We start from the raw sequence: 21,597 nt of genomic DNA, 5'->3' as shown, positions 1-21,597 counted from the left end.
ACAGCACTTTGTAACGAATGTGAGAGTACAAAGTGCTGTATTTTTCAAATAAAGAATTAAAGAGCAAGCTCTATTACGAGAGGTGAAACATATTGAAATCTATACTGCGAGGGTATATACGTATCGTAGATATCATTAATAAAGCAATGGGCTACGTATTAATGGTCATGTTAGCAGTAATGACTGCTATTATCTTTTGGCAAGTGTTTTCTCGATTTGTTGTGGGGTCATCTTTAGCTTGGTCGGAAGAATTATCGAGATTTTTAATGATATTTATGATTTTTATTGGTGCATCGATAGCGCTTAGAGGAAATGAGCTGATTTCTGTTGAGCTGCTCTTTGAAAGATTGACTGGAACAGCAAAGAAAATTTTAGTTGTCATTATTCAGCTTCTTTCAATTATTTTCTTTATTATTCTAATAAAATATGGCTATGCGATGGCAGAAAGTTTTAGTAATCAAAAAGCCCCTTCATTAGGAGTTTCTATGCAAGTAATCTATCTATCATTGCCTTTGGGCGGCGTACTAATGTTGATTAATTCTGTTGCATGCACAATTGAGCAGTTTATAGGGAAGGGAGAGAAGTAAATGTTAATAGCTTTTTTCGTATCACTCTTTGTTTTTATGTTTTTAAGTGTACCCATTGCATTCTCCCTCGGTCTATCAACAGTCATTGGAGTTTTAATGCATGACACCTTACCATTAGAAATAATACCACAAAGGATTTTTGTATCTTTAAATTCTTTTCCTTTAATGGCGATTCCATTCTTTATTTTAGCGGGGAACATTATGGGGGCTGGAAGTATGTCTAAACGACTTGTGAATTTTGCTACATCCTTGGTGGGGCATTTCACAGGCGGACTGGCAATGGTAGCAATTGTAACATCGATGTTCTTTGCTGCAATTTCAGGGTCAGGTGCTGCTACTACTGCTGCTATTGGTTCTATTTTAATTCCCGCAATGATTGCCAAAGGTTATAAAATTGAATATGCTGCGGCAAACCAAGCTGTAGCAGGTGCTCTTGGTATCATCATACCTCCGAGTATTGCGATGATTTTATACGGTGTTGCTGCAGAAGTATCTATCGGTGACTTGTTCATTGCAGGTATTTTGCCGGGTCTATTAATCACATTTTCTTTATTAGTAAGCGCTTTAATTATTGCTAAAAAGAATGGTTATGTTGGTGAGGAAAAGAAAGACTTCCCTCAAGTTTTCAAAGCATTTAAAGAAGCTATATTGGCAATTTTAATGCCTTTGATTGTATTAGGAGGTATTTATTCAGGTGTATTTACACCAACTGAAGCCTCGGTAGTAGCAGTTGTATACTCTATCTTCGTCGGTATGTTTATTTACCGTGATTTATCAATTGCTAAATTAGGTGAAGTGTTTAAAGAAAGTGCTGTGAATAGCTCAGTAATTATGTTGGTAATTGGGGTCGCGGGTGTATTTGGCTTCTTTATCGGCATTAATAGTGTGCCTGATATGATTTATGAGTCAATTTCAGCATTTGTAACGAACAAATATGTATTCCTTCTCATGGTAAACGTTATTTTATTTATTGCAGGTATGTTTTTAGAAGGTGGTGCAGCGATTCTAATTCTAGTACCGCTACTATTAGGGACAGCTTTAAATTTAGGAATTGATCCAGTTCACTTCGGTATGATTATGGTATGTAACTTAGCAATCGGATTAGTGACGCCACCAGTCGGCATAGATTTATTCGTTGTTGCAAAACTGACCAATGTCAGCATTATGAGAATTGCAAGATTTGCAATACCGTTAATACTTATTTTAATCGTTGACGTGTTAATAATTACGTTCGTGCCAGCTTTATCTACATGGCTACCATCTTTAATTAAATAGAAGCGTAGTTAATTATAGTAGCAAGAATCGGGGCGTCCAAAAAGTCGTGCAGTTAGCCAACATTTTGGACGCTTTCCCTATTTCAAAAAGCTGATTTTTTCCAAATTAGCATCGTTAGTGTTCAAAAGCCCACAGATGGAAGTACCTCTTTCTTTGCTTCTCACATTCTTTATCGTTGAGGCGTAAGTGATAAATTTATTGATGATGCTCTATCATTGTTGAGATTTCCGCTGCGATTTTCAAAAGTGGTTGAATATAATGTGCCTCAATTTTATTTATATCGAGGAACTTCGAGCTATGCATCGAAATATTGATGGCAGCTACAACTGTATTGTTTCTATTAAATAGAGGAGCTGCAATCGATGTTAAATCATTTTCTAGCTCCTGCTGTGCGATATTGTAGCCTCGTTCTCGAATAAGCTCACATTTTGCTGTTAGTTCGCTGAGAGAAGACGGCGTGTTAGCTGTAAATTTTTTAAACTCAATGTTTTCAGCATACTGAACAAATTTTTCTGGCTCCATATATGCAAGTAATGTTTGTCCCATAGACGTAGCATATGCTGGCAATCTAGAACCGACATTTAATGTAATACTCATAATTCTTTGAGTAGCTACTCTGGCAACATAGACAATCTCTTGACCATCTAAAACTGAAATAGAGGTTGATTCCTGCACGATATTTGATAGCTCCTCTAAATGAGGTGTCACGCCCGACCAGATGGAATTAGATGCGAAATAAGCATGACCTAACGACAGTATTTTAGGTGTTAACGAGAAGACATTTTTATCACTTTGATATAAGTATCCGAGATGTGTCAATGTCAATAAAATTCTGCGAGTGGCGGGGCGGGATAACCCTGTTAATTTAGCTGCCTCACTCATTGTCAAAGCCGGACACTCTTTTGTAAATGCACTAATAACGAGTAAACCCTTTTCCAGTGATTTGACAAAGTCACTTTCTTTAATCGTATCTTTTTTGATTGACATAATATACCCCCTATGATTATATAGAGTTATTATATCATGTACGCAATGAGTAAATCTATACGATATTCGTACAAAAGGTGGTTTTGACAAATGAAAGAGGTAGAAATACTAAGTCCGCAAGAAGCGATGCAATATGTACAGACAGGGATGTCAGTAATGGTCGGTGGATTTGGATTAGTTGGGAGCCCCCTAACTTTAATACAAGCACTTATCGAAAGGGATGTAACAGAGCTAACGATTTTAAGTAACAATATTGGTGAAAGTGGAAAAGGCTTAGGGAAATTATTGCAGCAAGGCAAAATAAAAAAAGCGATAGGCTCCTATTTTACGAGCAATCGTGATGTTGTAAGGCTATATAATGAAAAAAAGCTAGAGGTCGAGCTTTTACCACAAGGAACTTTTGTTGAAGCAATTCGAGCAGGTGGCGCAGGACTAGGCGGTTTTTATACTAAAACAGGTGTAGGGACAAAAATAGCAGAGAATAAAAAAATAGAAATAATAGATGGGAAAGAATATTTATTTCAAAAATCCTTACAAGCAGATATAGCAATAATACGAGCTTGGAAAGCAGATCGAGCTGGAAATTTACTTTACTACAAAACGGCTCGCAACTTTAATCCAAATATGGCTACAGCAGCAAAGTTTGTCATTGCTGAAGTAGATGAAATTGTTGAAATTGGAGACATCCAACCGGATGAGATTATTACACCGCACCTTTATATTGATGCTCTCGTAAAGAGTGAAATCACGATTTATGATCTGGAGGAGAAATAGTATGAAGGATGTTAAACAACTAATTGCACAAAGAGCAGCTCTTGAATTACCTAAACATTCAGTTATTAATTTAGGGATTGGAATACCTACACTTATCGCAGATATAATTGATGAGAGAGATTATGTGTTGCATACAGAAAATGGATTACTTGGTGTAACGAAAGTGAACAATCAACAAATAGACCTTGAAATTGTCAATGCTGGAAAAATACCTGTTGGGGAAGCGGCTGGAGCAGCTTATTTTAGTAGCGCAGATTCCTTTGCTATGATACGCGGTGGTCATGTTGATATTGCTGTATTAGGTGCCTTGCAAATTGATGAGACGGGGGTAATGGCTAATTGGGCGATTCCCGGGAAGGATATTTTAGGTGTAGGGGGAGCAATGGATTTATTAGAAGGTGCAAAAACGATTATTGCAACGACTACACATACTTCTGCAAATGGTGATGCAAAATTTGTGAAAAAATGTACGTATCCAATAACATCTAAAAGAATCGTAGACACAATTGTAACAGATTTAGCAGTTTTCAAGTGGAGAGATACTATATATGAATTGGTAGATTTAGTCGGGACAGCGACATTAGAGGAAGTGCAGCAAAGAACAGAAGCAAATTACATTATTTCACCAAACTTATTGTAATTCAGTCAAACCTTTGACAGTGGCGAGAAGAGAGGAGCATACCAATGGGAAAAGAAGTGTATATTATTGACGCTGTGCGTACACCGATTGGAAAGTATAGAGGAGGATTAAAGGAAATTCGCCCTGATGACTTGGCGGCATGTGTTATTCGTGCATTAATTGATAGAAATCCTACAGTCCCTTTTGATGATATTGATGATATTATTTTTGGTAATGCAAATGGGGCTGGTGAGGATAATCGGAATGTTGCACGCATGGCTACTTTACTTGCTGGATTGCCAAAAGAAATTAGCGCAACGACCGTTAATCGCCTATGTGGCTCAGGCTTAGATGCCGTAGCTCACGGTGCTAGGTCAATACTTGCTGGTGAGGCGGATATTGTCATTACAGGTGGGGTTGAAAGCATGACAAGGGCCCCTTTTGTGATGGCGAAGCCGGAAAATGATTTCCCGAGAGGTGATATGACTGTCTACGATACAACGATTGGTTGGCGCTTTATTAACCCAGTACTCGATAAAATGTATGGTACAGAAGTAATGCCGAAGACAGCTGAAAATGTAGCGCAGCGATTTAATATTTCACGTGAGCGCCAAGATTTATTTTCCTATAATAGCCAGAAAAAAGCAGCTACTGCGATGGAACTCGATAAGTTTAAGGATGAGATTGTAGCTGTAGAAGTGAAGGATAAAAAAGGGAATATCACGCAATTTGTTCGAGATGAGCATATCCGTCCGAATGTAACACTGGAAAAGCTAGCCGCATTGAAGCCGATATTTGACAATGGAACAGTAACTGCTGGCAATGCCTCGGGCGTAAATGACGGAGCGGCAGCATTAATATTAATGAGTAAAGAAAAAGCAGAAAGCTTGGGGCTAAAGCCGTTAGTAAAATATACTTTCACAGCAACAGCAGGCTTGGAGCCATCAATTATGGGACTCGGACCAATATATTCAACACGTAAATTGTTGGAAAAATGCGATTTAACAATTGCTGATTTTGATTTAATCGAGCTAAATGAGGCGTTTGCCTCCCAAGCAATTGCGTGCATTGATATGCTAAAAATTGATGAATCTAAGGTGAATGTCAATGGGGGAGCAATTGCACTTGGTCACCCATTGGGGGCAAGCGGAGCACGAATTTTAACAACACTTATTTACGAAATGAAGAGAAGAAATGTTAAGCGAGGCTTAGCTTCTATGTGTATAGGCGTGGGACAAGGAATATCATTAGCTGTTGAGAATTTGGAGTGAAAATAAACACTGTACCTATTGAATTTAACAATTGAAAACCTTTGATGAAACATCAACGAAGGCTTCCCATAAGCAGGCAATGCACTGTTTTGGGAAGCCTTCTAAATTACTTGTAAAATCCGATTGTGAAGTACGGAATGTTTTTGTTAGAGAATTGCACACCGACGAAGGAATGGGCAAATTTTGCTTGTAAAATATTTTCTCGGTGACCTAATGAATTCATTAATGCTTCATGTGCATGAATAGCACTGTATTGTCCGTAAGCCAAGTTTTCACCGCTCGCAGTAAATTTGATGCCCCCTGCTTGCATACGGTCCCAAGGCTGCTTACCATCCTTGCTTACATGGTCGAAGTAATTGTAGTAAATCATATCTCGGCTATGCTGACGACCGATAAAATTATATTGAGATTCATATGTTAAGGCTGGAACGCCATTTGCTACACGTGCTTGATTCATTAAATGAAACGATAATTCTTCGAAGCTATTGCGTAAATCATTTGACGATGGGCTAAAGAAGCCTTGCTTTGACAGTTCCGCTTTCTCTGTTATCCATAAAACAGAGCGTATCGTATTTTTAGCATGAATATCATAGAAAAACGTCACATATTTGCCATCAATTAAATACGTGCCAGATGTTGTTTTACCATTGCCATCCACATAATTTTGCTTGTATGCTGTGTTACCTTTAACGATGCTATCCACTGGTTTACCATATTTTTTTGTAACAGTGCTGCTTGAATCCCCAATTTTGATACCGAATAAGGATTGTCCTTTACGTGTGTCATAGCCACCAATTACCTCATCGTTTTTACGACCCACTAAATAAAAGTTCTTATAATCCTTTTTCTCTAATTCCCACATCATATCATACTCTGAGAAAAACTTTTTATAAGGCTTTTGTTGAGTAGCTGTTGCCTTTGTTTTTGAAGTGGTAACCTGTGTAGAAGTTGTGTTTGCATCTACGTGAGTAAAGGTAGATGATATAGTAAAGATGGAGCAAGCAACGACAAATGCAGCTAACCATTTTTTAAACATAATTAGTAACCCCTTTCTTTAAATAACTTACAAATGAGAAAAACTTCATTAAATATGCTAATTTAAAATGAAAGTGTATTTTGTAATTCCTTGTTTAAAAAATTTTAGGGACAGGGGCAATCTTGATATAAAAAAGTAGGTTAGTAACAATCAAGATAACACAATTACATAATATAATAAGCACATTATTTAATAATAATACTACTATGAATTGTTTTTCGGGACTATAGTGGAAAAGGTGTGAAAATAGGCGTTAATAATACATGCAATGAATAAAAAGATTTATAATTGAAATATATGGATTATAAAGTAAAAAGAGTGATGGGTATTAAGTCCTTTATTATTGAGTTAATTTTACTATAAATAATCTGACAATTCGAATTGCTGGGCTGTACTTGGCAATACATAAATCATACTGTACTTTTTTATTTTCTTCTATGAATGTACTCCCTTTATAGCCGATAATAGTAATATATACTTCATTTTTATGGAGAGGGCTATTTGGTGGATGACATATCATTTTTTAGATAGCACCAGTCCCGCAGTTGAGAAATGAATTGAAGGAGGAGCTTATGAAAAATAATTATAAAAAATTAAGTAAGGCGGCTGTAGCGACAGTTTTAGCTTCAAGCGGTATTCTTGTTGCGCTGCCACCTGTAGCAAATGCATATGTATTTAAAGACTTAAATCCCAATGCGGATTATTATAAACCAGTACTAGATTTAGTGAATCGTGGCGTTGTAAGTGGTTATAGTGACGGCACATTTAGACCGAGTGAGGCGGTAACGCGTGGCGAAGCAGCAAAAATCCTCGCTTTAGCGATGGGCTTAAACGTGGCAAGGCAAAAAAATCCTGGCTTTACAGATGTATCACAATCACATCCGTATTATTCATATATTGCGGCAATCGCCAATGAGGGAATTATTGACGGCTTCAATGATAAAACATTTAAGCCAAATGAATTAATTACCCGCGGTCAAATTGCTAAAGCGTTAACGCTTGGCTTCCAGCTTGAAGTGGCAACGAAAATTAATCACAATTTTACCGATGTATCCAGCCAAAATGCCAATGCGGCGTTTATTCAAACATTATATAATTTAGACATTGCAAAGGGAACGACAGCAACTACCTTTGAGCCATTTGGCACAGTAACAAGAGCGCAGTTAGCGACATTTATTTGGCGTGCGGAGCAGGCGGATAAAGGGGACCCATCTTATAATGTTGGGGATATACGCGGTGATATTATTTATATTAACGGCGTGCAATATACAATTGGTTCTTCGCTGAAATCGTTTATTAATGAGGGCAATGCGGCTGCTTTAAAAGGTGCTGTTATTGAAGGGACATTTAGCGGCAAAACATTAACGGGCATTCGCCAGCTAACGCTAAATGCTTCTGGTACAGCAAACCGCCTAGTAGCATTAGATGGCGGTGGTGCTAACTTTAATGGAGAATTAATAATTAACGGCACGTATTTGCGTGTGAAAAATATGCAGCTATACGGTCGCACAACAATTGCTGAAACACCACGCAAGTCTTTAGCTAACTATACAGAGCGCATTCAAGGCTTAAATATTGCAAGCATTTCAGGTGTTGGCTTTATTGATTGGTCACAGCCGAATGTGCCAGATGATAGCGAATATTTAAACCCGAAAGACAATGAAGTGTTAAAGCCTGTGCCAGATAAAAATGCTAAGCCAAATACGCGCTACTCAGCACGTATGGGTAAGGTAGAGGGCTATGTAGACTTCGAGGATACATATGTATCGAATTTATTTATCGAACGCAATTATACATTTGTATCAGCGGACGATACATTGAGCCGTGTCACGATTGCACGCGATGTTGAGCAGGCAGAAATTTATGCGGATATGACAACAATGTATATCGAAACAGAGCGCAATTTAGTACTTTATGGTGTGCACAATATTGAAACGGTTTATAAAAATAACTATAAGAGCGTCTATTTCAATACGGACAGCTTTATTGACTTCCTCTATGTCGATAATAGCTCTGGCTGGATTGATTTAGGTGAGCATGTTTATATTGACCGTGTTATTTTACCAAAGGACAAAAAGCCAAACCAAATTTTCGATGACTTTGAAAATGATAATGACAAAATTGGCAATATTACTGACCCAGACGGCAAGCCAGTTGACCGTGAGGATGAGGATAAGGATATCCCTGATGAAACACGTCCGATCATTGTAGATTTAGATGTTATTGGTGAGGGTTCATCCGCTACTGCAACATTCACATCGAATGAGAATGGCACGTATTACTGGGCAGTGCGTAAGGAGTCTGAGCGTCCACCAACAATTCGTGATATTTTACGTGAAAATGCCGAGCAACGAGGCACAGCAACTGCAGACCGTCCTGTTACATTCACAATCAATGATTTAGAGGAAGAAACAGATTATGTTTTATATTTAGTTGTTGTAGATAATTCTGAGAATGTGTCTGAAAAGGCGGAGAAAGCATTTTCAACTACAGATGGTACGCCGCCGCGCGTGAATGGTTTAGGGGCAGAGCCGATGCATGGAGGACAACGAGCGAAATTCTTCTTCACGCCATCTGAGCCAGGGGAGTACTACTACATTATTCGCCGTTCAACATCAGCAGAAGCGCCAACAGTGGAAGACATTTTAACAAGTCCTTCAGGTAGTGGTCAGGCGAATTCTAGAGATAGAGTCGAGCATATTATAAGCGGCTTAGAAGCTAACACAGACTATCAAATCTATGTAGTCATGAAGGATAGGTCGGGCAATGTTTCAGAGCGTGTTGAAAGCACAACTGTGACGACATCAGATATTGATAATGTGCATCCGTATGTGGCGAGTCCACCAGAATTAATACGCTATAATGATAATCAATTTTATTTATATTTTAGCGAACGATTAGACCCTGAAACAGCTAATAATATTGAAAACTATGATTTATCAGGCTCTGTCATCATCAATATTGATGGGCAGCAGACAATTAAGCCAGCTGCTGTTGAATATCAAGAAAATGGGAATAGACCACGTGTACTATTAACAATCCCTTCGCAAACAGGTTTTGTTAATGGAGATACGTTAAAGGTGACAGTATTACCTGGAGTCAAAGATTTAGCAGGCTTAGAATTTGAAAATATAAGAACGTTACCAACTAACTCGGATGTGCCACCTCGAAACTATGCAACATATACGCATACAGATACGGTGCCACCAGAAATTACAAAAATTAATATTACAAAAAATGCTGGTAGTGAGTTAGCAGAAGTTGAATTCACTGCTAATAAAGCGGGATTAACATACTACTTAATTATGCCAAATACAACAGACTTAGATCAGCTAGATATCAATGAACAGGATTTCTACAATGAGTTTGGCGACAGACAATCAGGTAAGTTTGATACGACGACAACTGATAGCGGTAAAATTTATATCGGTAATTTAAAAGAACCCGTTACGACAGAGGTAGGGACGCAAAAGTTCTATTTAGACTTAACGACTTTAGAGCTTGACCCATTCACAACATACGATATATTCATGGTGCTGCGAGACCGCTCAGGAAAGCTATCAAAAATAGAGCGTAAAGAAATTATTGCTGATACTAAACCACCATTAGTAGACCCAAATAGTATTAAAGTAACACCTATAGGTGGAGACGAGGTAGCTGCTAGTCGCCGTGACCGAGAGGCAACTCTTACTTTCCACTCTTTAGAGGCGGGGACTGTTTATTACAAAGCAATTGAAAAATGGGTCGTAGACGACGAGCTAGCAGGTACGATGAAGCTAAATCCACTTATCTATGATACAAGTGGCAACTTAAAGCCAATTGATGGCACAACAAGCTCAAATCGCACAAGTGCTGAGCGTGAAGCAGCATTTAGAGCAATAGGCGGCGTAGGCAATGAGCAAATGGCAAATGGTGATAATAGTATCATAATCAAGAACTTGACGCCACATCAAGAATACGTTCTTTATATGGGAGTAAGAGATCGACATGGCAACTTCACTGTTTATAGTATGAATGATGCCAACCCAACATGGGACTTAAACCAACCAAATGGTTCAGTTATGTGGAAGGAATTTTATTCAGATGGAACAAAGCCGAAAATAAACCCTATAATACGCAAACTAACAAAAGCAGATTACGATAAAACGCCTTTAACAATAGTTGCTGGTACTCCAACTGTAGGCTTTGTAGAAAATCAGACATTTGAGATAACATTTTCTGAAGCAATAGGGTTATCAAGTGATGATAAAAAGCCTTTAAACCAAGCAGCTCAAGATGCGGCACTAGCACAGTTAAGAACTGAAATTCAAAGAATTACTGGTGCAACAGTTGCACAAATCGATTGGCAAGATTTAACGAATGTTAAGACAAACGAGAGTAGAAAATTATTATTTACTCTATCAGCACCAGTAACTGCAGATATTGTAATCGATATGAATGAAACAAATCTGAAGGAAATTACAGACCTAGGGAAATTATCATTTGTTACTGAGAAATCTAAAGCAGAATATAAATATGCGACAAATGTTAATAATACAATAGTAGAAGCGTATCTAGTACCGCCAAGTGGTGGTAATCTTGGTGGTGTAGATGTAAAAACTTCTCCTCATATGAAGATAAGTGCGGAAATTGGCACAGACATCAATTATGAACAATGGTTCTACTATGCTGTCGTTGCCGCAAATTCTCCAGTATCAATTACTGCAGAAGATATTATTAAATCTGCTGATACAGGTATTAGTGCAAAACAGGGGATTATCCAATATGGCAAAGGTTTAATTTCTCCAGATGATTTGTCAGGAATATCTTTTGAAAGAACGGTTACAGCAAAATCTAATAGTGCAACTGGAAATACCTCAGTATTTATGCAAGGTCAAAAAGTATACTTCTTAACTGTGGACAAATATGGAAATATTGTTCAAGCTACTAAAAACGGCTTAGATTATGATATCATTATAGTAGGACCTTAAAAATTTTTGATTAAAGCGAATAAAAAATTTAAGCACCTCCAGTACGAATGTGAATTCGTTACTGTAGGTGCCCTTTGTATTTATTAAATATCTTATAATATAGTAGTTTCTATACTAAGTATTTAGCTAGCCAAAAAAATCAAGATATAAAAAGTACGCAGCATTCACGATTACATTTAGCGAAGCGATTATGCGTCAAAAGCCTACAGGTACTTCAGGCGTTCTAAAAGCAGACTTGAACCGCTCGTCTATCCCAGCTTCGGGCACATTTGACTTATCTACGATTTTAGATATAACAAATGAGGCGGGAAATCCAATTACGTCCGAATATGAATTTGATAGCTACACAGTAGGGACAAATTCAACACAGGCAAGTAAACTTGTTATTAAACCAACTGCAAGCGGTACGATGGACAAGACGATTACAATTAAGATGAAAGATATGCCTGCTGCGTATGACTATGCGGGGCAAAATGCGTTTGACCTTGAAGACTTTGGTCAGTATATATATCCGGGAGTTATTGAAAATACAATTATGGGTGCAGCGGTAACAGGAGCTAATATCGGTCTACCGGGTGTAGAAGCATCAAAAACAATGAGAACGATTGTATATATTGAAGCGGAGCCGGCATACAAACAACGCTATTATTATGCTGTTACAAATAGTGCTACAACAATCGATCCACAAATGGTAATTAATTTAGTAAATAATCAAAGCACATCTAGTGGTCCTATTCTTGTATATGGAAGTGATTTTTTACCAGAAGATTCTCCAGAAGACAGACAATTTACGCTAAATATAAGAGCTATTAGCCGTCCTGGATTATCTAACCCTGTATTTACAGTAGGTAATAACTTCTTTATTTTCACTGTGGACCGTTATGGTAATATCGTGTGGGCAGTAGACCCAAGCGATACAAGCAAAAAATACAAAACGTTAACGGATGCAATAGGGCTAGACCCAGAAATATAAGATACTCTAAAATTATATAGTTAGTTTTTTATGAGCATTCATCTCTCCTTATACAGGAAAGAGATGAATGCTTTTTTTATGGATGCTAAGCACCTAAGTAGTTAAATTAAAATCTAGGGTTAGTGTCAAAGATTTATCGGAGAAAGAGTAAATGATGATGAGTTAATTCGTTATAGGATAAAAGCTGTTAAAAAATAAATAATATATTATTTAGAATGAGATAATATACGAATTAGAGCCTAAAAGAGAAGAAATTAAGTAAAAAACAGAAAATTCGTACTTGTAAAACAATGAATTGTATATTATTATAAATAAAAATATAAAATAATATATTATTTAGGGGTGGTAAAGTGGCATTTGAGAAAGAGCATGGTGAAACATCGGAACAAATTTACAACTTAATTAAAGAGCAAATTTTTAGCTGGGAGCTAAAGCCGGGACAAAAGTTAAACTTAAGCCAAATGGCTAAAGAAATGAATGTTAGTACAATCCCTATTAGGGAAGCGCTTTCAAGATTGCAGGATTCTAAATTGGTTTTGCTAGTACCGAATAAAGGCTATCAAGTAAGTAATATCATCGATGAAGTATCGATGAAAAAAATGGCGGAGTTTAGGCTAATGCTTGAATTAGAAGCATTAAAAATCGTAATAAGAAATAATAATTTAGGCTTTATTGATAAATTAGAAACATTGAATGCGGCTGCTAAGTCTATTGATTTAACTAATAACTATACTAATATTTTGGCATTTAATAATTATGACAATCAATTTCATCTTGAAATTATGTACGCCTCTGAAAATTCATATTTAATCGAGAGCTACGAAAGGTTATACTGCCATCTGCATATTGCGAGATTTTATTATCAAAGAGGAGCAGTTGACCAAGATGAAGCGACGACTGAGCATGATTGGCTAATTGAAAGTTTAAGAAATAGGGATGTCGAAATGGCTACTACTCATATAAAAAAGCATATTTCACAAGGATATTTGAGGCTTTTACAAAAGGAAGGGGAGTGATGATATGCAAACATATGGGCATTTTATTAATGGGCAATGGATATTATCGGGTGAAGTGATTCCAGTCATAAATAAATACACAAATGAAAATTATGCAATGATTCATGAGGCAAACGGGGAAACAGTTGCTAAAGCAATTGAGGTGGCGAAGAAAACAATTGAAAGAGTGGAGCTTACAGCAACCGAACGCTATGAAATCATTATGAATGCTTCGAAAATTATTGAGCAACGAAAAAGTGAATTAGCCAATATATTAGTTATTGAAGCTGGGAAGTCTAAAAAAGATGCACTTATGGAGATTGAACGTGGTATTCAAACATTAATTGCTTCTGGGGAGGAAGCCAAAAAACTAGCGGGGCATGGTGTAGCACTTCCTAATGAACATTCGAAAATGGCTTTTACGGTTAGAGTTCCAGTCGGGGTTATCGTAGCGATTACGCCATTTAATTTTCCTTTTAATTTGACTGTTCATAAAATAGGGCCTGCACTTGCTGCTGGTAATGCAGTTGTGTTGAAGCCAGCCGAAGTAACACCAATCATTGCCTGCAAATTGGCTGAGATATTTAAGGAGGCAGGTTTACCAGATGGGTTCCTTAATTTGGTGAATGGTCGCGGTTCAATCGTTGGTGACTATTTACTGGAAAACCCAAACGTTGGAATGTATACGTTTACAGGAAGCCCAAAAGTAGGTCAGTATATTAAAAGTAAATCTGGCATTCGCAAAGTAACGCTTGAATTAGGTAATAATTCTCCAAATATTGTGCATGAGGATGTTGCGGATATCGAGAAGGCTGTGAATTTATGTGTGACAAGAGGTTTCTCAAATGCAGGTCAAGCATGTATTTCAGTCCAAAGAATTTATGTACATGAAAATATTTATGAGCGCTTTGTGGAATTGGCAGTCCAACAAGTTCAGCAATTACAGCTTTGTTCAGCTGAAAATGCAGATGCGGATATAGGTCCAGTCATTAGTGAAAGAGAAGCGATGCGAATAGAAAGTTGGATTGATGAAGCCAAAACCCAAGGAGCAAAAGTTGCAATTGGTGGAAGTCGCAGAGGGAATTTTGTTGAGCCAACACTTTTAATTGATGTCGACGATACGATGAAAGTTGTCTGCGAAGAGGTGTTTGGACCAGTGATTTCCATTCAAAAATATGCTTCATTCAGTGAAGCAATTGAACGCGCAAATAACACAACTATGGGTTTACAAGTAGGGGTGTTCACATCCAATATTCGGAATATTATGTATTCCACGAAAAAGTTACAATTTGGAGGAGTGATAATTAACAATGTCTCTACATATAGAGAGGATTTAATGCCGTATGGGGGAGTAAAAAATAGCGGTGTTGGGAAAGAGGGACCGGCATACGCAATACAAGAAATGTCAGAAGAAAAATTAATCGTTTTAGATTATTAATGAAAAGGGGATAATGTAATGTTGAAAAAATGGAAATTTATTTCACTTTTATTTGTTGTTAGTATGTTGATTTTAGGGGCATGTGGGAATTCTGGAGATAGTGGAAAAAGTGCAAGCAGTGGGGATACAACTCAATTGAGATTGGGGCATATTTTCCCAGTGGATAGCGTGAAGGACCAAGCTGCTAAAATGTTTGCGGAAAAGATTAAAGAAGAAACAAATGGCGCCATTGAAATTAAAGTATTTCCCGCTTCTCAGCTTGGAGGAGATGAAGTAATGGCACAGGATATTTCGCGAGGAACTCTTGATATGTCATTTATTAATCAAGGCTCTCTTTCTGGATTAGACCAGTTATTAGATTTTCATTATTTACCTTACATCGTAACGAGTAATGAAGAAGCAGACAAGCTGTATTATGGTGACGGTATCATACCGACATTAATGAAGGAAACTTTAGCGAAACATAATATGACGACTTTAGGATTTTTCGAAAATGAGTTCCGTGGTGTTTCGAATTCTGTTCATCGAATTGAAAAAGTAGAGGATTTGAAAAGTTTAAAATTACGTGTACCTGGTTCAAAGGCAATTAAAGGATTTTTTGAAGAAGCGGGTGTACAAGCGTTAGTTATGCCCTTTAACGAATTGTATTTAGCGTTGCAACAAGGGACTGTTGACGGTCAGGATAATGGTTTGTTATTAACAGGAGATAGCAAATTCCAAGAAGTAAACCAATACTATACTTTATTGAATCACGTGTATGCTTCAGGCTCTATCGTTATTAATTCAAGTAAATTTGACAGCTTAACAGATGAGCAAAAAGCAATTTTTGAAAAGGTAGGTCAAGAAGTTCAGCAATGGCAAATCGAAAACAACCGTAAAGCTTCACAAGAATATGTGAAAATGCTTGAGGAAGCGGGTGTGGAGGTCACTGAATTAACAGCGGATCAAATCAAGGCTTTCCAAGAGTTTGGACTTGAGCAATGGGACAATTACACTTCGATTTATGGCGCTGAGCGCATTCAACAATTGAAGGATGAAGTGCAAAGCATTCAATAAATAATGGGGCGTCTTGCCCCATTCCATATCGGGAGGTACGAAATGTGGAATAAGATTGAAAATAGATTATATAAAGTGCAAGAAACATTTATTGCGCTAGCCCTTCTTGTTATTATGCTTGCTGTTGTTTTACAAATTATCGGGAGGTTAGCAGGCTGGCATTCATTGGGGATGCCTGAATATGCCGCGATTGGTATGACGGTTATTACATTTATCGGTGCGAGCGCTATCACCTATACAAGGGACTATATTGCTATTGAATTGAATCAAATAATTAAAAGTAAGAAAGTACAATTAATCTTTAAATTAATTGTGGACATCATCATTATTGTTTTCGCAATACTATTTATTAATATTTCTTGGGCATTCTTTGGATTTGTAGTAGCAAGTAAGGAAAAAACTTTAGAGGTAGGAATACCATTAGCTGTACCGTACGGGCTAATTGTTCTTGGCATCCTTCTCATGTTAGTCCATAGTGCAAGCAATGTAGTTAAAGATATAAAAGAGTTAAGAGCGCTCAATAAAGGGAGGCAAGTCTAGTGGTATTAATTGTCATAATATTATTGCTGTTACTAATGATTGGTGTGCCGATTGGGCTAACTTTTGCCTTAAGTGCACTTATAGGTGGAGAAATATTTAATATTCCATCTGCATCCTTTGCATCGCTATCAAATCAAGCTGTTTCATCATTCGCATTACTAGCAATACCGCTCTTTATTTTAGCTGGTCAAATCATGTCACAAGGTAGCATTATCTCGCAATTAATTGATTTATCGGAAAAACTATTGAAGAAAGTGTACGGAAGCTTAGGCTATGTAACTGTTCTAGCAAGTGCTTTTTTAGGAGCGATTACAGGCTCGTCAGTTGCTACAGTGTCGGCAATTGGTAGTTCAATCGGTCAAAAAATGGTGGAAAGGGGCTATGACAGAGGATATACAGCCTCACTCATTGCAGCTGCTGGACTATTAGGTGTTTTTATTCCACCCTCCATACCACTAATTTTATACGGCGCTACGGTAGGCGTATCAATTGCTGATTTATTTATTGCATCAATTGTGCCGGGTATATGTTTTGTTATAGCTTATTTAATACTTCATAAAGTCTTATTGAAAAGAGTTTATCATCCGACAAATAGTATTCCAACTTCTGAGGCTGTAAAACCAGAAGCTACCGATTCTTTAGGAAAAACATTTGTAAAATCAATTCCTGCTTTATTTATGCCATTTATCGTACTAGGTGGTATTTATAGCGGTATTTTTACACCGACAGAAGCGGCAGCAGTAGCTTGTTTATACGGATTAGTTTTAGCTATTGTAACTAAAAAACTACCAATTAAAAAAGTATTCCAGCCTTTTAAATTAGCAGCGATTTCTTCAGCGGCTATTTTAGGAATTATAGCTTTCAGTAATTTATTCAATTACATGATTACTTTAGAGCAAATTCCGCAAATGATTACAGAGCTAGCTATTGATATTACAGATAATAAATATGTATTTATTTTCATTATGATTGTTATTTTGTTCATTGTAGGTATGTTTATGGAAACGAATGCAGCGGTATTATTAATGGCCGTTCTATTAGCACCTGCAGCAATAACATTTGATATTAATCCAATTCATTTTGGAATTATTTTAGTAACGACAATTGAAATTGGCTTATTAACCCCTCCTTTAGCAGCCAATGTTTTCGTTTCTGCGAAAGTGAATAATTGCTCTGTTATGGAGATGATTCCTAACACATGGAAATTCCTTTTAATTTCAGTAGTTGTTTTATTTATTGTGGCATATGTGCCGTTTTTAACAACGTGGTTCTTATAAAAATAGATAGAGAAGGTGCAAAAGATGAAATCTTATTGGCAATATAAATTTTCAGGCAATATTTTCTTTGGAAAGGAAGCACTAAATGAATTAGAGCATATTTATAAAAAATATGCTCAAAAGAAGACACTTATCATAACTGACCAAGGTATCAAAGCGTCGGGAATTCTTCAAAAATTAGAAGATAAACTTATTTCCTATGCGATACCTTATGAAATTTACGATGAGGCGAAGCCAGAGCCAACTAATTTAGATGTTGAAGAGGTGCTGAAAAGCTATTCTAATAAAGATATTTATGTAGTAATTGGTTTGGGCGGGGGGAGCTGTATTGATTTAGCGAAAATGGTTGCATTTATGCTGAACACCGATCAGCCTCTTGATACTTTTTATCACCACACAATTGATTTTGAGGTTACACCTATTATTGCTATTCCAACAACGGCAGGTACAGGTTCAGAAGTTACCGGTGTTGCAGTAGTAAATGATTTAGATAAGCATCTAAAAGTAGGTATCTCGAGTGAAAAAATTAAACCTCAATTTGCTATTTTAGACCCTCTACTAACATTAGGTATGCCACCAAGGGTAACTGCTTGCTCTGGTATTGATGCATTAGTCCATGCGATAGAGGCATTCACTGCTAAGGATTATTCCAATTTCGCTGAGGACTATGTAGCTGATTTTAGAGGAGCTACGATGATGTCTGATTTATTTGCAGAAAAAGCAATTCAATTAATTACAGGTAGTTTAGAAGAAGCAGTGAAAAACGGTCAAAATTACAAAGCGCGTCATGATATGCTTCTAGGCAGCTTATTGGCTGGTCTAGCCTTTTCAAACGCTGGAACATCAATGGCTCATGCAGCAGCCTATGCAGTTGCTGGTCGTGCACCTTCACCGCATGGAGAAATAACGGGGCTGATGATGCCGTATGCAATCAAATATAATTTTTCATCAAATCTGAGTAAATTCATAGAACTACACAGAATTTGTATTAAAGAATCAAAGGGCTTAGATAAAAATGTCGAGATATTTAATTATTTTATAGACCTATTAAAGAAAATAAATTTACCTACGAAATTGCAGGAAATAGGCGTATTGCGAGATGACCTACCTGCAATGGCGAAAGAAACAATGGGAATTACAAGATTGATGAATATTAATCCTAGACAAATGGATGAGAAGGATTTATTAGCTGTTTTTGAAATGGCATTTGACTAATTTAGGAGGATATTATGAAAAAATATGCTGGTATTTTTATTAACAATGAATTTGTAGAAACGGAAAATTACAAAAGAATTATTAGTCCGATGAATGGTCAAGAATGGGCAGAGGTTCCATATGCTTCTGAACAAGAAACAGAGCTAGCAATTAAAGCTGCACGAACTGCATTTGAAAAGTGGAAGGATACTGAATTAGTAGAAGTGAGTAGGCTGCTAAGAAAGCTAGGAGACCTTGTTTTAGAAAATAAGGAAGAGCTATCTAAAATTGAATGTATGGGTAATGGAAAGCTATATAGCGAGCTAGTGAATAATGAAATTCCTATGGTAGCTGAATGGCTCTATTATTATTCGGGAATTACAGGGCAATTGCGTGGCGAATATGTTGAAGTTAGCAAAAACGTTTTTAGTTATATAAAGAAAGAGCCGATAGGGGTAATCGGAGCCATCGTGCCATGGAATTCTCCATTATTAATGTTGGCATGGAAAATTGGACCTGCATTAGCGGCACGCAATACCGTTGTTTTAAAACCAGCAATTGATACATCGGCATCTGCTTTATTATTTGCTAATTTAATTGTAGAGGCGGGGTTCCCACCGGGAGTTATAAATATAGTAACTGGGGACCTTGACGTTGCAAAGACGCTTTCTTCACATAGAGAAATTGATAAAATTGCATTTACTGGTTCAACAAACACAGCAGTTCACATTTCTAAACAAGCAAGCGATACATTAAAAAAGGTTACTTTTGAATTGGGTGGAAAAGCACCACATATTATTTTTGCGGATGCAGATATTGAAAAGGCTACTAATGCTGCTGTACGAGGTATTTTTATTAATGCTGGGCAGACGTGTGCAGCCGGCTCTCGAGTGTTTATTGAAGCCTCAATTTATGAAGAGTGCCTCAAGAAAATTGTCGAAAAAACAAAGCAGCTAACAGTTGGAAATCCATTTGATGAAAATGCCAAAATGGGCCCTATTGCAAATAAATTACAGCTCGAAAAGTTACATGATTTTATCGAGAAAACAAAGCAAGATGGTGGACAAATAGCCTATGGTGGCGAGCAATTAAAAATTGATGGTCACGAGGAAGGTTATTATTTTTCCCCAACGATTGTAACGAATATAAATAACGACTCTTATTTATGTCAGGAAGAAGTGTTTGGTCCTATTTTAGCCGTTTTGCCATTTGAAACAGAAGAGCAAGTGGTAGAAATGGCGAATGAAACGAAATATGGGTTAACGGCAGGGCTATGGTCTACAAATATTTCGAAGGCACATCGCATCGCAGGGCAATTACAAAGTGGAACCGTTTGGATAAATAATTATAGAAAAATTCATTGGAGCGTACCTTATGGTGGCTACAAAATGAGTGGAATTGGACGCGAAAACGGTACAGAAGCAATCAACGAATATATTGAAATAAAAACAATAATGGTAGATATAACAGAATAGGGCGGTGCTACAATGATTCCTAAATATTCAAAGGCGGCGGTATTAAGAAAATTTGGAGAAGACCTTCAAATAGAGGATGTGCAAATTCCAGAGGAAATCGAAGAAAATGCAATATTAGTAAAAAATAAAATTTCCTCAATTTGTGGGACAGACGTTCATTTATGGCAAGGTGAATTAAATTTAAAGGTGGATTTACCAGTCATTCTTGGTCATGAAATGGTCGGAGAAATTATTAAGTTAGGTGCTGGCGTCGAGGTAGATTCACTTGGAACTGAATTGAAGGTTGGAGATAGAGTAATTTGGGCGCATGGAGATTGTGGCAATTGTTATTACTGTACAGTTGAAAAAAAGCCTACGCTTTGTACACATCGGAGACAATATATGTATGAAACAATGGAAAAATATCCGTATTTAATGGGTGGATTCAGTGAATATGGTTATATCTTACCTAGTTCGGGGCGAGTAAAAGTGCCAGCCGGCGTAAGTTCAAAGCTAGCTAGCTTATGTAGCTGTGCATTTCGTTCTGTCATGAACAGCTTCAATCAATTAGGAAAAATCAATTCAGAGGACAATATAATAATTCAGGGGACAGGTCCTCTAGGTTTATTAGCGATTTGTGTTGCTAAAAAGGCCGGAGCAAAAAATGTCATTGCCATTGGTGGACCGAAAGAACGTTTAGAGCTAGCTAAGGACATCGGTGCTGACTATATTATCGATATTGCAGAAATACAAACAATCCAGCAACGTCAGGCTAAAATTAATGAAATAACAAATCAGCTAGGTGCGGATATTGTAATGGAGTACTCAGGGTTTCCTGGGGCTGTGGAAGAGGGGCTTCAATATATAAGGAAAAATGGGAAATATGTAATCGTAGGACAGCTTGGGTCGGGCAAAGTGGAAATTATGCCTTCAATGATTACAGCAAAAAATTTAACATTAATTGGCTCATACTCTGGAGATATTAGCCACTATCATCAAGCACTGTGCTTTATTGAAAAGTATCAGCATGAAGTACCATTTGATAAGCTTATTACAAATGAGTACCAACTGAAGGATATTAATGAAGCCTTAAAAAATATGAAAGCATTTAAAGAGATTAAGCCACTCGTTATATTAGATTAAGGAGGGTT

17 protein-coding genes are annotated in these 21,597 nt (G+C 37.1%); 15 read left to right on the top strand and 2 right to left on the bottom strand.

What is annotated here, in order from left to right; genetic code table 11:
* The first annotated feature begins 92 nt into the window (after nt 1–92).
* Both MHH70_RS10090 and MHH70_RS10085 read left to right on the top strand, forming a co-directional pair.
* A complete protein-coding gene (locus MHH70_RS10090; protein WP_066170538.1) occupies nt 93–587 on the top strand; it encodes a TRAP transporter small permease in 495 nt (164 codons plus the stop codon).
* Complete coding sequence (locus MHH70_RS10085; RefSeq protein ID WP_066170535.1) at nt 588–1,862, top strand: TRAP transporter large permease; 1,275 nt, start codon at nt 588–590, stop codon at nt 1,860–1,862.
* A 195-nt stretch (nt 1,863–2,057) separates the two neighbouring features.
* On the opposite strand, the gene MHH70_RS10080 is transcribed toward MHH70_RS10085, so the two are convergent.
* Nucleotides 2,058–2,849, bottom strand: a complete 792-nt coding sequence (locus tag MHH70_RS10080) for an IclR family transcriptional regulator C-terminal domain-containing protein (protein ID WP_066170532.1) — start codon at nt 2,847–2,849, stop codon at nt 2,058–2,060.
* Nucleotides 2,850–2,939: 90 nt separating this feature from the next.
* On the opposite strand from MHH70_RS10080, the gene MHH70_RS10075 reads away from it, so the two are divergent.
* Genes MHH70_RS10075 through MHH70_RS10065 form a run of 3 tightly spaced genes read left to right on the top strand, consistent with a single transcriptional unit; the run spans nt 2,940 to nt 5,513 of the window.
* On the top strand, nt 2,940–3,623 hold the full coding sequence (locus tag MHH70_RS10075; protein ID WP_107941829.1) for a CoA transferase subunit A: 684 nt from the start codon (nt 2,940–2,942) through the stop codon (nt 3,621–3,623).
* 1 nt (nt 3,624) lies between these two features.
* The gene (locus tag MHH70_RS10070; RefSeq protein WP_066170526.1) at nt 3,625–4,263 is read left to right on the top strand and encodes a 3-oxoacid CoA-transferase subunit B; all 639 of its coding nucleotides are present in this window, start codon (nt 3,625–3,627) and stop codon (nt 4,261–4,263) included.
* A 44-nt stretch (nt 4,264–4,307) separates the two neighbouring features.
* Entirely contained in the window at nt 4,308–5,513 is a 1,206-nt protein-coding gene (locus MHH70_RS10065) for an acetyl-CoA C-acyltransferase (RefSeq protein WP_342471426.1), read from the top strand.
* Nucleotides 5,514–5,619: 106 nt separating this feature from the next.
* On the opposite strand, the gene MHH70_RS10060 is transcribed toward MHH70_RS10065, so the two are convergent.
* Complete coding sequence (locus tag MHH70_RS10060; protein ID WP_066170520.1) at nt 5,620–6,549, bottom strand: CAP-associated domain-containing protein; 930 nt, start codon at nt 6,547–6,549, stop codon at nt 5,620–5,622.
* Nucleotides 6,550–7,121: 572 nt separating this feature from the next.
* Between MHH70_RS10060 and MHH70_RS10055 the strand changes: the two genes are divergently transcribed.
* From MHH70_RS10055 to MHH70_RS10010, 10 genes are all read left to right on the top strand, one after another.
* Complete coding sequence (locus MHH70_RS10055; RefSeq protein ID WP_342471425.1) at nt 7,122–11,519, top strand: S-layer homology domain-containing protein; 4,398 nt, start codon at nt 7,122–7,124, stop codon at nt 11,517–11,519.
* Nucleotides 11,520–11,709: 190 nt separating this feature from the next.
* Nucleotides 11,710–12,492: a hypothetical protein gene (locus tag MHH70_RS10050; protein WP_342471424.1), complete on the top strand. Its 783-nt coding sequence runs from the start codon at nt 11,710–11,712 to the stop codon at nt 12,490–12,492.
* Nucleotides 12,493–12,842: 350 nt separating this feature from the next.
* Nucleotides 12,843–13,508: a GntR family transcriptional regulator gene (locus tag MHH70_RS10045; RefSeq protein WP_066170514.1), complete on the top strand. Its 666-nt coding sequence runs from the start codon at nt 12,843–12,845 to the stop codon at nt 13,506–13,508.
* A gap of 4 nt (nt 13,509–13,512) precedes the next feature.
* Complete coding sequence (locus MHH70_RS10040) at nt 13,513–14,925, top strand: aldehyde dehydrogenase family protein (protein ID WP_342471423.1); 1,413 nt, start codon at nt 13,513–13,515, stop codon at nt 14,923–14,925.
* A gap of 18 nt (nt 14,926–14,943) precedes the next feature.
* Entirely contained in the window at nt 14,944–15,981 is a 1,038-nt protein-coding gene (locus tag MHH70_RS10035; RefSeq protein WP_342471422.1) for a TRAP transporter substrate-binding protein, read from the top strand.
* 42 nt (nt 15,982–16,023) lie between these two features.
* Nucleotides 16,024–16,521, top strand: a complete 498-nt coding sequence (locus tag MHH70_RS10030) for a TRAP transporter small permease (protein ID WP_342471421.1) — start codon at nt 16,024–16,026, stop codon at nt 16,519–16,521.
* Entirely contained in the window at nt 16,521–17,798 is a 1,278-nt protein-coding gene (locus tag MHH70_RS10025) for a TRAP transporter large permease (protein ID WP_342471420.1), read from the top strand. The genes MHH70_RS10030 and MHH70_RS10025 overlap by 1 nt, the downstream gene beginning before the upstream one ends.
* A 24-nt stretch (nt 17,799–17,822) precedes the next feature.
* Nucleotides 17,823–19,013, top strand: a complete 1,191-nt coding sequence (locus MHH70_RS10020; protein ID WP_342471419.1) for an iron-containing alcohol dehydrogenase — start codon at nt 17,823–17,825, stop codon at nt 19,011–19,013.
* Between the two features lie 14 nt (nt 19,014–19,027).
* On the top strand, nt 19,028–20,467 hold the full coding sequence (locus MHH70_RS10015) for an aldehyde dehydrogenase (RefSeq protein WP_066170499.1): 1,440 nt from the start codon (nt 19,028–19,030) through the stop codon (nt 20,465–20,467).
* A gap of 12 nt (nt 20,468–20,479) precedes the next feature.
* Nucleotides 20,480–21,589, top strand: a complete 1,110-nt coding sequence (locus MHH70_RS10010) for a zinc-binding dehydrogenase (protein WP_342471418.1) — start codon at nt 20,480–20,482, stop codon at nt 21,587–21,589.
* Nucleotides 21,590–21,597 lie beyond the last annotated feature (8 nt).

Source organism: Metasolibacillus sp. FSL H7-0170, assembly GCF_038593115.1.
In the GTDB taxonomy this organism is placed as follows: domain Bacteria; phylum Bacillota; class Bacilli; order Bacillales_A; family Planococcaceae; genus Metasolibacillus; species Metasolibacillus fluoroglycofenilyticus.
The sequence above is the reverse complement of the archived record's forward strand: the minus strand, read 5'-3'. Positions and strand labels throughout refer to the sequence as shown.

Coding starts and splice junctions, on each gene's coding strand:
- MHH70_RS10085 (WP_066170535.1), top strand. CDS start 588: ATGTTAATAGCTTTTTTCGTATCACTCTTTGTTTTTATGTTTTTAAGT.
- MHH70_RS10080 (WP_066170532.1), bottom strand. CDS start 2,849: ATGTCAATCAAAAAAGATACGATTAAAGAAAGTGACTTTGTCAAATCA.
- MHH70_RS10075 (WP_107941829.1), top strand. CDS start 2,940: ATGAAAGAGGTAGAAATACTAAGTCCGCAAGAAGCGATGCAATATGTA.
- MHH70_RS10070 (WP_066170526.1), top strand. CDS start 3,625: ATGAAGGATGTTAAACAACTAATTGCACAAAGAGCAGCTCTTGAATTA.
- MHH70_RS10065 (WP_342471426.1), top strand. CDS start 4,308: ATGGGAAAAGAAGTGTATATTATTGACGCTGTGCGTACACCGATTGGA.
- MHH70_RS10060 (WP_066170520.1), bottom strand. CDS start 6,549: ATGTTTAAAAAATGGTTAGCTGCATTTGTCGTTGCTTGCTCCATCTTT.
- MHH70_RS10055 (WP_342471425.1), top strand. CDS start 7,122: ATGAAAAATAATTATAAAAAATTAAGTAAGGCGGCTGTAGCGACAGTT.
- MHH70_RS10050 (WP_342471424.1), top strand. CDS start 11,710: ATGCGTCAAAAGCCTACAGGTACTTCAGGCGTTCTAAAAGCAGACTTG.
- MHH70_RS10040 (WP_342471423.1), top strand. CDS start 13,513: ATGCAAACATATGGGCATTTTATTAATGGGCAATGGATATTATCGGGT.
- MHH70_RS10035 (WP_342471422.1), top strand. CDS start 14,944: ATGTTGAAAAAATGGAAATTTATTTCACTTTTATTTGTTGTTAGTATG.
- MHH70_RS10030 (WP_342471421.1), top strand. CDS start 16,024: ATGTGGAATAAGATTGAAAATAGATTATATAAAGTGCAAGAAACATTT.
- MHH70_RS10020 (WP_342471419.1), top strand. CDS start 17,823: ATGAAATCTTATTGGCAATATAAATTTTCAGGCAATATTTTCTTTGGA.
- MHH70_RS10015 (WP_066170499.1), top strand. CDS start 19,028: ATGAAAAAATATGCTGGTATTTTTATTAACAATGAATTTGTAGAAACG.
- MHH70_RS10010 (WP_342471418.1), top strand. CDS start 20,480: ATGATTCCTAAATATTCAAAGGCGGCGGTATTAAGAAAATTTGGAGAA.